Annotated in this window: 11 protein-coding genes; 2 read left to right on the top strand and 9 right to left on the bottom strand. The window is 68.9% G+C overall.

The features are described 5' to 3' along the window. Positions 1-91 precede the first annotated feature (91 nt). Together ACFXN1_RS00640 and ACFXN1_RS00635 are read left to right on the top strand one after the other, a co-directional pair. Positions 92-8,200: an alpha/beta hydrolase gene (locus tag ACFXN1_RS00640; RefSeq protein ID WP_379437296.1), complete on the top strand. Its 8,109-nt coding sequence runs from the start codon at positions 92-94 to the stop codon at positions 8,198-8,200. 35 nt (positions 8,201-8,235) lie between these two features. After that, positions 8,236-8,694 carry a hypothetical protein gene (locus ACFXN1_RS00635; RefSeq protein ID WP_379394539.1) on the top strand — a complete coding sequence of 153 codons (459 nt, stop codon included), beginning with the start codon at positions 8,236-8,238 and terminating at the stop codon, positions 8,692-8,694. 60 nt (positions 8,695-8,754) lie between these two features. On the opposite strand, the gene ACFXN1_RS00630 is transcribed toward ACFXN1_RS00635, so the two are convergent. The 9 genes from ACFXN1_RS00630 to ACFXN1_RS00590 all read right to left on the bottom strand — a co-directional run bounded on the left by ACFXN1_RS00630 (position 8,755) and on the right by ACFXN1_RS00590 (position 16,237). Then, positions 8,755-9,072: a PE family protein gene (locus ACFXN1_RS00630; RefSeq protein WP_379394537.1), complete on the bottom strand. Its 318-nt coding sequence runs from the start codon at positions 9,070-9,072 to the stop codon at positions 8,755-8,757. Positions 9,073-9,146: 74 nt separating this feature from the next. Beyond that, positions 9,147-10,397: a hypothetical protein gene (locus tag ACFXN1_RS00625; RefSeq protein ID WP_379437297.1), complete on the bottom strand. Its 1,251-nt coding sequence runs from the start codon at positions 10,395-10,397 to the stop codon at positions 9,147-9,149. Further along, positions 10,394-10,711 carry a type VII secretion target gene (locus tag ACFXN1_RS00620; protein ID WP_379437299.1) on the bottom strand — a complete coding sequence of 106 codons (318 nt, stop codon included), beginning with the start codon at positions 10,709-10,711 and terminating at the stop codon, positions 10,394-10,396. The genes ACFXN1_RS00625 and ACFXN1_RS00620 overlap by 4 nt, the downstream gene beginning before the upstream one ends. A 161-nt stretch (positions 10,712-10,872) precedes the next feature. Further along, complete coding sequence (locus ACFXN1_RS00615) at positions 10,873-11,223, bottom strand: toxin-antitoxin system YwqK family antitoxin (RefSeq protein WP_379394533.1); 351 nt, start codon at positions 11,221-11,223, stop codon at positions 10,873-10,875. Between the two features lie 94 nt (positions 11,224-11,317). After that, positions 11,318-11,680 carry a hypothetical protein gene (locus ACFXN1_RS00610; protein ID WP_379394531.1) on the bottom strand — a complete coding sequence of 121 codons (363 nt, stop codon included), beginning with the start codon at positions 11,678-11,680 and terminating at the stop codon, positions 11,318-11,320. Continuing rightward, positions 11,673-12,452, bottom strand: a complete 780-nt coding sequence (locus tag ACFXN1_RS00605) for an ESX secretion-associated protein EspG (protein ID WP_379437300.1) — start codon at positions 12,450-12,452, stop codon at positions 11,673-11,675. Before ACFXN1_RS00605 ends, ACFXN1_RS00610 begins: the two co-directional genes overlap by 8 nt. A 4-nt stretch (positions 12,453-12,456) precedes the next feature. Continuing rightward, entirely contained in the window at positions 12,457-14,316 is a 1,860-nt protein-coding gene (locus ACFXN1_RS00600; RefSeq protein WP_379437302.1) for a hypothetical protein, read from the bottom strand. Positions 14,317-14,391: 75 nt separating this feature from the next. Then, entirely contained in the window at positions 14,392-15,933 is a 1,542-nt protein-coding gene (locus tag ACFXN1_RS00595; RefSeq protein WP_379437303.1) for a hypothetical protein, read from the bottom strand. A gap of 22 nt (positions 15,934-15,955) precedes the next feature. Beyond that, entirely contained in the window at positions 15,956-16,237 is a 282-nt protein-coding gene (locus ACFXN1_RS00590) for a hypothetical protein (RefSeq protein ID WP_379437305.1), read from the bottom strand. Between the last annotated feature and the right edge of the window lie 100 nt (positions 16,238-16,337).

The following is a 16,337-nucleotide window of genomic DNA, read 5'->3' as shown; positions in this document are numbered from 1 at the left end:
TGTGGCGCTGGAGTTTCCATCGTGGCTCGAATGGCTGAGCTGGTTGGTGGGCTCCGAATGGCCGCATGGCAACGAAGACACCATGTGGCAGATGGCCCGTGACCTGGAATCGGTTGCGGGACAGGCCGACGACCTACTGCAGGACCTCGACCACCTGCTCGGTGCACTCGACAAGGCCTATCCGGACGGCACCGGCGGCGAAGAGATCATCAAATGGCTAAAGCCGCTGCGCTACGGGGACGACTCCGGGCACGGCTCGGTCAAGGAATTCGGCGACAACTACCGCCAGCTGTCCACGGCCGCCGACGGATTCGGCGATCAACTGCAGTCGGCCAAGCTCAACTTCTATATCGCGGGCGGGTGGCTGCTGGGCGAGCTCGCCTGGGCCGCGGCCACCGGGCCGTTCGCGCCCGAATCGGAGGCCGCGGTCTTCGCCTCGGCGCGCATCGCGTTCCGTGAGCTGGGCGAGGGGTTCGTCAGGCGGATCGAGAGCATGATCGAGGGCCGGATCACCAATGCGCTGCTGAAGCAGGTCCTGCCGAAGCTCATCTACGAGATCGGCCAGGGCGCGGTGACTTCCGTCATCCAGTCCACCGCGCAGGAACTGCTGGTCGAGTCCATCCAGAATCTGGACGGGCACGGGCACGGCTTCGACTGGGGCGCGATCGGGAAGAACGCACTGGTCGCCGGACTGTCCGGCGGTGCGGGCGGCGCGATCGGCTTCGGCGCGAACCACGCCCTGCCCACCGAAATGGGCGGCTGGAAGGGCGCGTTCAACGGCGCGCTCACCGGCGCGACCGCCGGGGTGGGCGGCGCCGGAGCGGGCTGGCTCGCCAATGGACTGGTCAACGGCGACTGGAGCTTCGACCCGCGCTCCATGACCGGCGGCGCGTTCGGCGGGGCGGGACCCAGCGGCCTGCACGGATACAACGGCGACACCAACCACAACGGCCCGATGCGGGGGCACGACACCGGCGACGGCAGCACGCATCTCCCCGGTGAAACCACCACCAAACCCGCCACATTCGACCAACCGGGCACCACCCCGGACGGGCACACCCCCGGAGCCGACGCCAACGGAAACGGGCACAATACGGCCGGGGACCCGAGTGCCGGACAGCACGGCACTCCCGCGGACCCGAGCGCCAACGGACAGCACGGCACCCCGGCCGACCCGAACGCCAACGGACAGCACGGCACCCCGGCCGACCCGAACGCCAACGGACAACACGGCACCCCCGCCGACCCGAACGCCAACGGACAACACGGCACCCCCGCCGACCCGAACGCCAACGGACAACACGGGAATCCGGGCGATTCGACCGGCGAGCGGAGCGGCGACAACGGTCAGCAGGCCGGTGGCCCCCAGCTGCATGCGGCCAGTGCCCCGACGGCGGCCGACCCGGCACCCGTCGACCATGCACACGACCAGCAGGCCGACCACGGTGGCGACTCCAACCGGTCCGACAACAACGGCTCGTTCACCTCCGATGGCAGGCGCGAGCGACTGGACGCGAACGCGCAGGACAACGGCGGCGCAACTGATTCCCCGTCGCAGCGTTCGGCCGACACCCAGTCGGTCGGCGACCACTCGGGCTCGCCATCCGGCGACGCGGCGCGGCCCGACGCGAGCGGCACTCCGGAGCATCGTGCCGGAGACGCGACGGCCGCGATGGATCCGGCTCGTACACATGACACCGGGGTGGATGCGCGCACACCGGAATCCGTCTCGGACCACACCTCGGATCCGTCCAGCGGTGCGAATTCCACGACCGCGACGAACTTCTCGAACGACGGAACCACCCGCGCCGACGGCGAACCCGCCAAGGGCGCGACGACCTCGTCCACGCACGGCGCACCCGGCGAGACTCGCGCACCGGCGGGAGACCCGGCCAAATCGCCTGTCACACCGCGCGATCCGCTCCGGACCCCGACGGACGGCAGCACCGCCAGGCCGGCCGACGGCACGGCGCCCAAGCCCACGGACGGCAGCTCGCCCAGGACCCCCGACACCCGCGCCGGGGTCGACCGCGCCACCCGGCCGGACGCCCCGGTGCAGGCGACCCGCACCGGCGTCGAACCGACCCCACCGCGCGCCGAGCCGGCCACCGGCGACCACGAGCAGCACGTGGACGCGCACGCGAGCGGACCGAACGATTTCCTGAACCTGTCCGGCGAGCCCACGCGCCCCGGCGATCACCACGAATCGCCCGGTGATCACGCGGATTCGCCCAACGCGCACCCCGACGGGGCGACCATCCTCCCGATTCCCGTCGACCCGCCCCAGCACGCGGACCGCGCCCGACCCGCGGACCCACGCAGATACGACGTCGCCGCGGCGGGTCCGGTCGGCGATTTCCATGGAGATGCCCGCACCGAGGGCGATCTCACGCCCGATGTCGTGCACAAGCAGATTCAGGACAATCTGCGACTCATCGCCCCCGAAGGGGTGGCCTGGAATCCGGACGAGAACCACTTCGTCCTGTCGAACGGGCGCATCGTGCGGATCGAGGTCGGTGAGACCTCGAACGGGCATGTGGCCGAATTCGGGCCCAGCGCGGACGGTTACGACGTGCGGGTGTCGAACAAGGCTCGCAACGAGGACGTCGTGCGCGCGCTCGCACACGAAATGGCCGAGATCCGCCTGTCGCAGGACGACGACATCCTGATCGATCCGCGGGACGATCGGCCGACCCGCATGTCGACGCACCTGGGCGGCCGCTTCGCCGAATTGCGCACGCTCACCGCCCATATCGATCGGGCCGTCATGGATCCGGCCCGGGCCGCCGAGCTGCCCGGGCTGCGCCATGACCTGCACGATCTCATGGACCACCTCGGATTCCACGATCCGGCGCACGCACCGACCGTGGAACGCCTACTGGCCGCGCACGATCCGGACCTCGCACACCGGATAGCGCTCGAACAGGCGGGCGTGCTCTCCGATCGGCCGACCTTCAACCAGCACCTCACCGAGGACGAATTCCAGCACGCCGCGGAGAATCATCTCGCCCGGCTGCGTGAACTGATGACCGGCGAGCACGCCGGCGATCTGTTGCGCGCCGAGGAGCAGGGCTTGAACGGCCGGATGCGCGAGGAGCTTTCGCGGCGTGTATTCGAGCGGCTCTTCGAGGAGGAGGCCAGGCCCGCCCGGGGCCAGGTGCCCGGCCTGCTGAAGGCGCTCGATCCGATCAATGCGGCCATCAACCATCCGACCCTGCGCGGCCCGGAGCAGGCCGCTGCCATCCATCGGGCCATCGACGGCTTCCACGACGGCATGCCGCAGGCGGCGCGCGATGCCCTCGGCCCGGAACGCTTCGCGCAGATGCACGCCGCCGCCGATGCTTTCGCGACCGCGCCCGACCGCATCACCGCCACCATCGATCACGCGACCGGGCGGATGGACGTCGGCGGCGAGCACACCACCCTCACGGACTTCCTGCGCGGCATCGACCGCGCCAACCGCGCGGCGGCCGAGCACGGGCTCAATGTCGAGTACACGGTCGTCCTGCACGATGCGGTGGACGGCCTGTCCACGGTCGAGGTGATGCCCCGCCCGCAGCCACAGCATCGGCTTCCGCTGGAGCAGTATCGGTTCGGCGAGCACAACGAGCCCATCGAGCGCCAGCCACGGCCCTCGGTTCCCGCGGCCGCGGCGGGTGGTCACACCATCGATGTCGGCGTCGGCCGCGGCGCATTCGCGGTCGAGATGACCCCGGCGGCCGACCGCGCCGGCGGCGGGTTGATCATCAAGACCGAACTCGCGGATGCCGCGATAGGCGCCCAGCGCCGCCGTGATCTGGGCCTGCTCGACGCCGGGCCGCTCATGGAACCCGGCACCGTCATGGTGTACGGCGACATGCTGGGCAATGGCCACCTGCTCGGCGGTGATATCGCGCGGGTCTTCATCAACAATGTCAGCGCCAAACTCCCGGATGCGGCGTATCACGCCATCGCCGGGCATCTTTCGGAGATCCTCGCGCCCGGCGGACGCGTCGAGGTCCAGTGGGACATGAAACCCGACAAGGTCGGCGGCGATCCCGGTACTCGCTACCACATTCTGGGCACCAAGCTGTGGGAAGCGCTGGAAGGGGCGCACCGGGAAGGTGCGAACCCGTTCGAGCTCATCGAGGAAAAGGATTTCGAGCATCCCGGAAACCGGGACTACTACTACACAATCGACGCTGGCGGCAGCAACAAGTTGCCGCACGAGCGGATGGCCGAATACTCGCCGCCACAGCCCGAGCATCGCTGGACCATCTCCTACGAGCCGGATGCCCCCGGGACACACGAGCACGGGAACGCGAGCCCGATCGGCGACTTCCACGGCGATGCCCGCGAGGGCACGGAGCACCTCCAACCGGAATTCGTCCACGAGCAGATCCGGGAGAATCTGGGGCACATCGCCCCGGAGGACGTCGTGTGGAACCACGACGAACAGCACTTCCGGCTCCCCGACGGCCGCACCGTCGACGTCCGGGTCGGCGCCACCAGAGACGGCAACGTGGCCGAATTCCATGCGCGGGCAGACGGTTCCGGCTACGAGGTGGTGCTCTCGGAACGTGCACGCGACGTGGACGTGCCGCGTGCGCTCGCACACGAACTGGCCGAGATCCGGCTGGCACAGGACCCGCACATCCTCGTCGACCCGCACAATGATCGCCCCTCGACGATGACCAGCCACCTGGGCGGCCGGTTCGCCGAAATGCGGGTGCTCACCGAGCACATCGACCGCGCGAACGCCGATCCGGCGCACGCGCACGAACTTCCGCGTTTGCGCCGGGACCTGCGCGAGCTCGCCGACCACCTCGGCATGCACGATCCCACCCATGCAGACACCGTGCGCCGACTGCTGACCGAACACGATGCTCAGCTCGCGCACCGCTACGAGCTCGAAGAGCACGGCGGGCACGATGCGGGTCACGCGCACCCGAATATCCCTGAGGCATACCTACATCCGCAGACTGTGCACACGCACGATCATGAGGCGGCCCCGACCACCACGGACACCAAGCCGCTCGCGGACCTGAACGAGCATCCTGGTGGCATCGGGAAGATCGGCGAACTCATCGCCACCGTCGACGGCAAGCCCGTCGAGGAGCATGTCGACAAGATCGCGCGCGAGCGGGCCGCCAAGATCCGTGCCGCCGCCGATGAGTTCTCGCAGCAGCCGGGCGAGAAGCCGGTCAAGACACAGAAGCGAGTGGCCAAGGCTCAGGCCGACGGCACCTACGTGGGCCCGAAGTCGCACGGCAACGTCACCGCCGCGGTGGTCGACCTGCGGACCGGTATCGCCTACGAGGGGATCAACGGCAAGCAGAACGAGGTCGTCCCGAAGGACGAGCGCCATCCCACGCTGCAGGCCAATATCGACGCGATGAAGGCCGCCGGGCTGGCGCGGCCGGAGGGTGGCTATCCCAACCTGAGCCGCGACGGCAGACCCGAGAGCAAAACCTATCCCGGCTACCCCGAAGGGGTTCGGCCCTACCCGCACTTCGACCGGCCCTGGGGCCACGCCGAAGTCAAGGCCGCCAATGCGGCGCTGTGGGCGCGGGAGCGGGCGAACGTGGAACTCCGCAGGCAAGGGCTGCCCGAGATGCCCACCGGCCCGGAAGCCCTGGGCGAAATGTATTCCCAGACCTACAAACCGTTCGAGGGCGACGCACCGAAGGCCACCCCGTACTGCGCCAACTGCAACCACAGCATGGGCGAATGCCACAACTTCAGTGGCCGCTACGCCGACTTCCCCTCGGGACCCGAGAACCTCGTCGATGAATACCGCCCATCGCACGCTGCCCTGGATCCGCCGGGCGGACCACCCGAACCCCGCGGGCTCCCACCGACAGCGGAACCCGTTCACTCCGTCGAGGCTTCACACACCGGCGAGCCGGTCGAGCCTCCGCATGCGGATCCGACGGCCGAGCACGGCACGGCGAGTCCGGTCGGCGAATTCCGCGGCGACGCGCGCCCGGCCGGGATGGCGGATCTGACACCGGAATCCGTGGTCGGCAAGGTCGAGGGCAATCTGCGGCTCATCGAGCCCGAGGGCGTGGCGTGGAACCACGACACCGGTCGATTCGAGATGACGCACGACGGCCGCCCGATCGACATCACCGTGGGCGTCGGCCCGACCACCGGCAATGCCGTCGCCGAATTCCGCGCGCGGACAGACGAATCCGGGCACATCACCGGGTACGACGTCAAGGTTTCCCCGCATGCCCGGGACCAGGATGTCGTTCGGGCCGTCGCGCACGAGCTGGCCGAGATCCGGCTGGCGCAGGACGAGAACGTGGTCATCGATCCGGTCGACGATCGACCCACCCGGATGACCTCGCATCTGGGCGGCCGCTTCGCCGAACTTCGCGTGCTGGTCGAGCAGATCGGCGAGGGCGTCGCGGCGCGTGCCAAGCCTCATGTCATGGATCCCCTGCGCCGCGATCTCAACGATCTGATGTACCACCTCGGATTGCACGATCCGGAGCACGCGCCCACCGTGGAACGGCTACTGGCCCAGCATGATCCGGACCTGGCGCGGCTGATCGATCAGGCGCGCATACCGGATCCGGGCATCCTGCGACCGGGACCGGTCGATCACGACGCCGCGCCCACCCCGCACGATCTCGGCCGCATCCGCCAGTTGCGCGAACTGGCCGAAAGGCTGCCGGAGAACCACGCCGCCACTCGTCGCGAAGCGCTGGCCCTGGCCGAACAACTCGGATTGCGGGAGGGCACACCGGGTGCGGCCGACCGGCGACGGATCATCGCCGACTACCTGACCGAGCGTGCGCGCGGGCACGTTGACGAGCTGCTCACCGACGTCGGCCGTCGCGACCCCGAATTGTCCGCTGCTGATCGGGAATACGTCGAGACGGTGCGCCTCGAACGCCGGGCCGCGGACGCGCTCGATTACCTGTCCATTCCCACCCACGGCGCCATCATGAAGACCCACCTGGTCTACCGAGCCGAGATGGCCGAGCATCTCGCACAGGCACACCATGCGACGGGCTCGGGACCGCTGCGGCTCGTGGGCGACCATCACATGGTCGAGGATGTCCGGACCGGGGAACGCTGGTTCCGGTGGCCGCCGAGTACGGAGGAATATCCCGACCACACGCCGGTGCCGGACATCGGGCTCCCTACCGATCCGGACCACCGGCTGCCGACCGATCCACAGCAACTGCACCACGAGTGGCAGACTCTCTCCCCCGAGGAGAAGGACGCCTGGCATCGCGCGGACCCGTTCATCGGAAACCGCGACGGCATACCGCATGCCGACCGCGATCGGTACAACCGGCAAACCTTCGATGTGCTGCGGCACCAGGCCGAGCAGGAGATGCTGCGGGCCCAGGCCGAGCCGGAGACACCGCAGGTGCTGGCCGAGCGGAAGCGGATCCAGGACCGCCTGGACATCATTCGGGATATGCGGGAGAACTATCTCGGCCTGCCGGCCGAGGAGGGTATGCCCGCCGTCCACCTGTCGTATATCGACGAGAAGCTCCAGTACATCTACTCTCTGGGCGATCCGGATACCGCCCAGAACGTGGCCATTGAAGTGGCCGGTGCGTTCCGGCGGCGCAGTGGTGTCGGCTACGCGCTCGAGACACTGGCGCAGGTGCGGCAGGCCGCCCTGGCGATCGATCCGAACGCGGAGACGTCGGTGATCCTGTTCGGCGCCTACAACAACCCGAATTCGCTGGTCCAGGGCATGCATTCCGGGCACGCCGAGGGCGGTGCGGCGAAGCTGCGGGAGTTCCACGACGGGCTGCGGGCCACCCATCAGGGACCGCCCGCGAACACCACCACCATCGCGCATTCGTACGGTGGCGTCACTGCCGGGCACGCGGCCGGGCACGGATACGAATTGAATACCGATGCGCTGGTTTTCATCGGCAGCATCGGCACCGGTGTCACCAATGTAGGGGATCTGCGACTGACCGGCGTCGGCCCAGCCGAGATCGGCGACCACGTCTTCGCGACCATGGCCGAGTACGACTCTCTCGAGCTGATGCCGCCCACCCACGGTCCCAAACCCAGCGATCCGGGGTTCGGCGCTAGGGTTTTCGAGTCCGGCACCAGGCCCACCCGGACTCGTCTGGGCTGGAATCCGGACGACCATGGCGGCAAGAACTACTTCAGCGCCGCCCACGAGTCGTACCGGATCCTGGGCATGATCCTGACCGGCAATGCGCACCGGCTGCGCTGAGCGCGCACCCTTCGAATCGAGGAAACGGGGACCGAATGCCAACGGCGACAACGCAGAGTGCCGCCCGCGCACAACTGTTACGGCACCTCGGCGAGACGTTGCGCGCGCTGCCCGCGGAGCTGTCGCTGACAGTCCGCCATCCGGACCTGCCCAAGGCGGTGTTCCATCGCGGCGTCACGCTGACCTGGGACGACAGCGATCCTGACAACCCGCTGCGATTCCTGGACATCAGGTACTGGGTGCTCGGCACCACGCCCGAGACATCGGATCGTTATTTCGATCTGATGCTGCGGGCTTGGAGCGAACTGGGCTGGCCGACGAGCTCCGAGCCCGACGAGTTCCCGCGCGTCGGGTACGCGCGCACCCCCGACGGGTTCGGTTTCGCCCTCACCCAGAGCGTGAACGGGTACCTCAGCCTGGCCGGATCGACTCCGCCCTTCGAGTCGGAAGCGGAAGCGGCGGAACCGCTTCCCGCCCACCTCGAGCATCCGTAGGCGCAACCCCAACTCTCGATCGGACCCCCGCGATCACGGCGGTCCGGCACCGAGTTCTGCTCAGAGGTTGGTGAAGTCCGTGGAGTTGTCGGTCTCGACCTGTCCGAAGGTAGTCGCCTGATTGCGCACGACGGCGGCCAGCTTGCGTAGCTCGTCCACGCCGAGACCGCTCTGCGACACGAAGGATGTGCCGACGGCGGTGAGCGTGTCGGCTGCGGCCAGGGACACCTTGTCGGAGCCGGCGGCGGGCACCGAGAGCGCCGGGGTGTCCGCGCCCAGGGCGGTTTCCAGGCGGTCGGCCATGGCTTCCAGGTCGGCGGCGGCGGCCAGCACCGTGTCCGCGTCGAAACGCACACCGCCCAAATTGAATTCGCTCATTGTCCCTCCCTTTCCGGGCGAATCCTACCGTGTCGCCCGGACATACAACGACCCGGTTTCGGTGCCCTCGGCGATCACTGGGCCGGGCGCGGGCCGTTGGTGCCGACCGCGCCGACCACCGGGACACCGGTGTAGCCCAGCTCGCCGACGACCTCGTCGCCGTGCTCGGCGGTGACCATGTTGGTGCGCACTTCTTCATCGGCGTCACCGGCCTGTGCGGCCGCGCCGGCACCCATGGGCGGCACCATGCCACCACCCATGCCGGGCGCGCCGGTGGCCGGCATCGGTGCGGGCACGGGGACCGGCGGCGTGGTGGTCGCGCTCATGGTGCGGGGGCTGGCCTGGCCGAGCGGCGTCGAGGACGTGCCCAGGCCGCCCAGACCGCCCATCGGCGCGAGACCGCCACCACCGAGTCCGCCCGAATCCATCGGCGCGGCAACCGGTTCCGCATCAGGCGTCGGCTGCACGTCGGAGGTCTGGCTGATGGACTGGAGCTGCTGCAGCTGCTGCACACCCGTGCTCGCGGCGCTGCTCAGCGGGGAGATCAGGCCCAGCAGCTGCGACACCTGCGAGAGCGAGTCCACGCCCTTCGGGGCGTCGGTGACCTTCACCTTCTGTCCGGCCGTGGTCATATTGGCGCTGTGCACCGTCATCTCGGTGCGGGTCTTGGCCACCACCGCGGTCGCCTCCGCGGCCGTCTCGCTGGCCAGGGACAGCAGGAACGCCTGCCCGGGCGGGGTGCCGATGAACGGTGCCGCCACCGTGACACCGGTGACGAACTTGGTGATGATGGCCGACATCAGGGCCGCGCCGGTGGCCACCGAGGTCGCCGCGCCGGCCATGACCGTCTTCTGGTGCAGGTTCTGGCCTTCCAGCTCCAGCGCGTTGGTCTGGGCCGCGGTGCCCTTCTCGGCCGCGCCGGTCGCGCCGGAGCCCTGCCACGAATTCGAGCCGGCCAGAGACATGACCGACTGGGCGATCGACATCACCTGCTGCAGCGCGCTCGAGACGCCGGAGAGCATCTTCGACGCGTCCAGCCCCTGACCCAGCTGGCCGGTGCCGAACGCGGACGCCAGATCGGTGAGCGGCTTGGTGAGCGCGGTCAGATCCAGGGTCGGCAGCGGCGGCATATCCGGCAGCGGGGGCATGGCCGGCAGCTGTGGCAGCGCGGGCAGGCCCAGCGTCTGCAGGACATCGCCGACCGGGCTGTCCAGCAGTGGCGCGAAGTTGGTGTCGCGCAAGGCATCCGCCACCGACTGGGCGCTCGCCGCAGCGGGCGTGGCCTGCACGGCTCCGGTCGAGCCCTGGTCGAAGGGCGTACTCACAGGTCCCGCGATAAGGAGAGGAAATCGACTCCGGCGGCGTCGTCGACGGATTCGTAATCGGCCGCCGCCTCGTAGGCGGTGACCGCCGTCCCCGCGTGCACGGCGGCGAGTTCGGCGACCGACGTCAGGTGATTGCCCTGTGCGCCTGCGTAACTCAGCAAGAAGTCCTGACCGATCAGCCCGAACACCGGCACCAGCCCGGCGACCGTGGCGACCTGGTCGACCGCGGCGGCACCGGCGACAGCGCTCGCCATCGTGGCCGAGGCCTCTCCGTAGGCGCGAATCGCGTCCGGTGTGGCAACGAGGTGGCTCATGAGACCCCCATCAGGAAGATCATTTCGAATTGAACTATACAGAGCGGATATTCGCTCGGTACAGCGAAGAGTTCACGAACAGCCCAACGGTCCGGTGAACGCCAAGTATTCCGCAGGTTACCCGGCTCGTAGCGGATGATGTTGCCGCACCGTGAATTTGGTCATCGGCGGGTCGTCTTGTCCATGGTCTGTTCACCGGTGGCGTTCCAGCGCTGCCGGACCAGCACCCGGCCCTGGTCGTCGAGCACCACCCGCTCCTTGAGGTGGCCGTTCTCGTACCAGTACTGCCACTCCCCCACCGCGGAGCCCATGCGGGTCACGCCCTCGGACCGCTTGCTACCGTCCGGCCACCACTCGTGCTGGGGTCCGTCCTCGACGCCGTCGTCGTAGGTGAACAACAGCACCAGTTGCCCGTTGTCCGCGTACTTCTCGACCTCGCCGGTGTAGGGCTCGTCCTCGTAGCAGATGCGCCCGTAGTCGTCGAGCTCCACCTGATCGCGGCTGATTCGCATCGTCTACTCCGTCGCGGGGGTCATGACACGGCCGGTCGGCCTAGGGTCGAACGGGACCACACTAACCGGATGGGCGGGCGCGGACCGGATCGGCTCAGATCGGGCGCAGCCAGCTGTCGGGTTCCGTCTCGTACTCCTGTTCCTCGACATATTCCTGGCGGGTCACCTCCTCCGTGGTCGGCAGGCCGGTCAGGGCCAGCAGTTCGGGCGCCAGACCGGCGGCCTTCAATTGGGCGCGGCGCTCGATCCCGGCGCGGGCCGCGGACTGGCGGCACAGGCGCAGGATCTCCGCGGCCAGCAGCTCCGGGTCCTCGCGCAGACGATCGCGTTCCACCGAAAGCGCCCGGGGCAGGCCCTGTTCCGTGGTGGTCACCACGATCGAGCCGGTCCGCGAGGACAGCGTGAACTCGGTCGGGAAGTCCGAGGATGCCACGGGCACGCTGTTTCCTTCACTCATCGGCGATCACCTGCACCACCTCGGTGATATGGGCATTCAGGGTGGTCACCAGGCGGCGGCGGTCGGCCGCGGCGGCCACCGGGGGATGCTCGCCGGTGACCACATAGCGACCGTCGTCCTCCAGGTCGCGCCACTCCAGGCGGTAGCGGGCGATGCCGCGCGGGCCGAAACGCGAACGGCCCTGCACCACATCGATGGTGCCCATGCTCGGCGCGGGGGCCGCTAGGAAGTCGGCGGCGCGGGTGACGACCGTGCCCTCCAGGGTTTCGTGCGCGGGCGACATGCCGAAGTCGTAGTCGGTGTCGTCGGTGTCCTCGGTCTCTGCGAGCACCAGATCACCGAAGTCGCGGCCCGCCGGGGTGTCCGGCAGCGCCGCCACCACCCGTTCGGCCAGCTCCTCGGCATAGAACTCCGAGAGCGTGAAACCGCTGCCGTGCCGGTAGGTTTCGCCCGGATGCTGCACCAGCAGATAGCCGGCGTCGCCCGACCGGACGCCCAGCAGGCGGATGCGGGCGGACGCAGAGAGCAGCTCCCGGCCGTCCCAGCCCTCCACCTCGACGCGCACCTCCGGGATCAGCATCGCCTGCAGCACCGCGGCGTAGTCGGCCTCGCGGGTCCGCAGACTCTCCCGGGCGCGCGCCATGTTCGCCAGATGGTCGTCCCACCACTCGGTGCGGCTGGCGAAGGTCAGCGGGTACGGCAGGAACTCCTCCTCCAGGCCCTGCCACAGCGACAGGAACTCGAGATCGGTGAACTTCCAGGTCCGAAGCACGGATTCAGCCCTCGACCACGGGCTTCGCGACGATGGGCGCGGTGCCCATCGCCTCGTCCAGGTATTCGCTGGAGTCCAGGAACTCGGGACGCTTGTGCTCCTTGCCCTGGCCACCGTGCGCACCGCCACCGCCGTGGCCCATGCCGCCCATGCCGCCACCGCCCATGCCGCCCGCGGCGGGACCGGAAGCCACACCCGCGCGGGCGGCTCCGGCGATGCTGCCGTCGATCGCTTCCTCCGCCGCGGCCGCACGGGGGAACAGCCGGGCGTTGGCCACCTCGGCCAGCGGCTTGATCGGGGAGCCGCCCGGGCCGCCACCGCCGGGGGAACCGCCCCCCGGCACCTTGAGATTGTCGAGCAGATTGGTCAGCGGGGAATCCTTCAGCGCGTCCTTCAGGTCCTGTGCCTTCTTCTGGTCGGTGGTCTGCGACCCCTGCGACGTCATCGACTGCAGCGCACTCTGCAAGCCCGAGAGCGCGGACTGACCCGAATTCGACGAGGAGCTCGGATTCGACGAATTCGAGTTGGTGCCATCGGGATTCGAGCCGTTCGGTGACGTGCCGTTCGGGTTCTTACCCGTCGGGTCGGTCTTGCCGCCGTTGGGATCCTTGGCGTCCTTGCCGTTGGGATCCTTGGCATCCTTGCCGTTCGGGTCCTTGGCGTCCTTGTTCTTCGGATCGTCCTTGCCCGGATGAGCGCCCTTGGGATCGGTCTTGCCGCCCGGCTTCTTCGCACTCGGGTCACCGGCGCCGCCCCCCGGACCGCTCGGCGAGACATTGCCGCGCGGGCCGCCGCTCTTGTTATAGGGCCCGGGCCCGGTGTAGTCGTTGCGCGGGGATCCCGAATTGTCGTTCTTCGGCGGAGCGGTCGGATCCACCAGGATCGGAATCGTGGTGCTGGAGTTGCCGATTCCCGGGATGTACCACGCGGTGAAGGCGGCCGTGCCGGTATTGATGATGTAGGTCTCGGTCGAGGTCCCGCGGTAGCTGTCGTCCCAGATCGTCGGCATGGCCGCCTTGGTCTGGCTCAGCCAGGTCGCGGTGTAGAGCAGGTTCTCGGATATGGCGTACAGATCCGTGGAGAAGGCCTTGGCCTGGGCCTCGAACTGCTGCGATGCCGCGACCGCGGCATCGGCGCCCTTGCCCGTCCAGTGGCCGTCGGACTCCAGGCGTTTGACGCAGCCGGAGAGGGTCTCGAAGGACGAGGAGATCACCTGCGCGATCCACTTCCACAGCGCGCTGCGGTCGGCGATCGGCGTCGGATGGATGCCCTGGCCCACATCGAAGAACCATTTGCCGTCGTGATGGGACGGGTCCTCGGAACCGATGGCATCGGTGTAGCGGCCCGAGGTCGCCTTCCCGACCGCGGCCATGTCACCCATGCCGTTCGCGTCGGAGGGTGTCGGGGAGGACGAGTCCGACCAGCTGTCCAGGGCCGTCGCGCCGTCGAGCGGGATGCCGTCGAACGTCATGTCCTTATTCGCCTGGGTCTTGATGGTGTCGAAGTCCGACTTCGATTGGTCGTCGGTCATCCGGTAGGTCTTGCCCGCGGCCACGAAGGTGTCGCCCATGGAGTTCAGCATCGTGATGTAGTCGTCGATGATGCCGCCGACCCGCCCGCCCTCCTTGGCGAACCGGTCCTCCAGGTTCAGCGCCGACTGCAGGATGCTGTTGTCGCTGAAGCCCGTGTACTGGTTGAGAAGGTAGGTGTAGCCCTTGGCCGCGTTCAGCGAGGTGATGGCCTCGGCGGCGTACTTGGCGCCCGCCTCGGCCGAACCCGGATCCAGCTGCAGGCGGTCGTGTTTCGCGTGCGAGTCCACGGAAAGATCGCGCCAAGGGTTGTAGAACTTGTTGCCGTCACCCATGTACCGCTCCTAACTCGACCAACGCATGAAAGATTACGGGCCGCCGACACACATTCCCCATTCATCCGACCCGCTTCACTGCGAATGTCGTTGGCGGAAACGCTTTTCCAGGCCCGGCAGGTAGACCGACGCGGGCATGCTGGAGGTCGTCGCCTCCACCACGCCATCGTCGGCGACGTAGTAGAGGGCACGGTCGATGACCGGCTCCTCGGATTCGGTGGGGGCATAGACCATCCAGCCGACCGGAAGGCGTTCCGCGCGCAGCCGATCGAGCGGATAGGCGGTGGTGTCGATGTCCTCGGTGCGGAGGTGGTGGCGCACGGCGTCCAGCGCCTCCGGCTCCGGCAGCGGTTCCGGGCCGATGCGCGACACCCCGGCCATGGCCAGCTGGTAGTGGGCGGCGTCCAGATCGCGCTCGGCGAACGCAGCCTCCAGCACGGCCTGGGTGACGTCGCGACGCTCGGCGGCGGCGACGAATTCGGCCACCGCGGAACGCTGTTCGTCGGTCGGGTCGGCAGCGACCAGATCGCTGATCACCCCGACGACGGTGGCGGCGGTCCAGATGCCGGGAACCGCGGGGGCGAGGTCGGCGGCGGCCGGTGACGCGCCGCGATACCAGCGGCCGCGCTCCCACCAGTAGCAGAAGGTCAGCATGCCGCCGCTGGCCCGGGTGTTCAGCACCGGGTTGGCGACCCACGCCGGGGCACCGGCGTACAGGTTCGGCAGCGGGGTCTGATTGTCGTAGGCGGCCACCAGTTCCGGGGCGTTCCAGACGCCGCCGGACAGCACGGCGCGACCGCCGGGCAGCAGGTAGAGGGACGCGCCCGAGCGGCGCGAGCCCTCGAACCAGCCGAAGGACGGGAGCACGCGCGGGCCCCATTCGGAGCCGACCGCCACGAACGCGGCGGCGATGGCGGCCCAACGCGCCCACAGCACCGGCAGATTCGGGAAGTCGTTCTCCGAAACCGTTGGGAAATAGCCGGATTCCCGATCGGCGCGCGCCGCGGCCGCGGCCTGGTGCGGTGTCCGGGACTGGCGGTCGTCGTGGCGCAGCAGGGCGGCCAGCCAGGTCGGCAGGCTGTCGCGGGGGAAGGCCACCAGATCGGCCAGATAGTCCTGGGGCGCGAGCATCTGGTCGGCCGGAAAGGGCTCGTCGCCGTAGTCGTGGTCGACGGTGAGCTCGCCCGCCGCGGTCACCCGCAGTTCCAGCCGCCACCACGGGTCGCCCAGTTCGGCTGCGAGCCTGCGGTGTTGGACCACCAGGTCCATGATCTCCGGGGTGGCGGGCAGCTGCGCGTGGCGCTGCTCGTCGTCGGAGTAGTCGATGCGCGCACGGTGACCGCTCACGGTGAGCGAGAAGGCGGCGTGCACCCGCGTCCAGCCCTCCGGGCCCTGGTCGCGCAGCTGCTGGGCGATGCGGTGCGCCAGGGTACGGGCCCGCTGCGGGATATCCGGTTCGGCGGCGGTCATGCTGAAGCCGATATCGGGGGCGGGCTCGGCATCGGGTTCCTCGACGCCGATGACGGCGGCCAGACCGTCGAAGTCCGGGGCGTCCTCGCCCGGGGCGGATTCCGGTGTCGCGGCCGGGTTTCCGTTGTTCTCCTGCGAAATCGTCACGCGATCGTCTCCTGTGCCGCCACTAGCTCTCGGTCGCCGCATCGAATTCGGCGATCCGTCGGGACATCTCCGCGCGCCAGCGATCGGCATTACTGCCGTCCAGCTGGCCGGCGAAGGATCGCTCGGCGGCGGCGATCATGGCGTCCGGGATATCGGGGTGGGAGCGGGCGATGGCCCACAGGGCCTCCTTGGTGGGGGCGTCGAGGCCGGTCGCGCTGCGCACGCCGAGTCCCTGCCGGGCAGCGGCCAGCGCGGACTCGAAACTGTGCCGCAACTGCTCCTCGCTCGGACGGCTACCGCGCACGTCCACCCTCCTCCGTCGAAAACCAACCGTCAGCATCACATATCGCGAATGTCCGTGCGGTTGCCGAAACCATAAAAATCGGCGAACTCACACGTTCGAG

The sequence above is a fragment of the Nocardia sp. NPDC059154 genome (genome assembly GCF_042755705.1).
GTDB lineage: Bacteria > Actinomycetota > Actinomycetes > Mycobacteriales > Mycobacteriaceae > Nocardia.
Note: the sequence above shows the minus strand (reverse complement) of the source record. Positions and strands in the feature narration are given on the sequence as shown.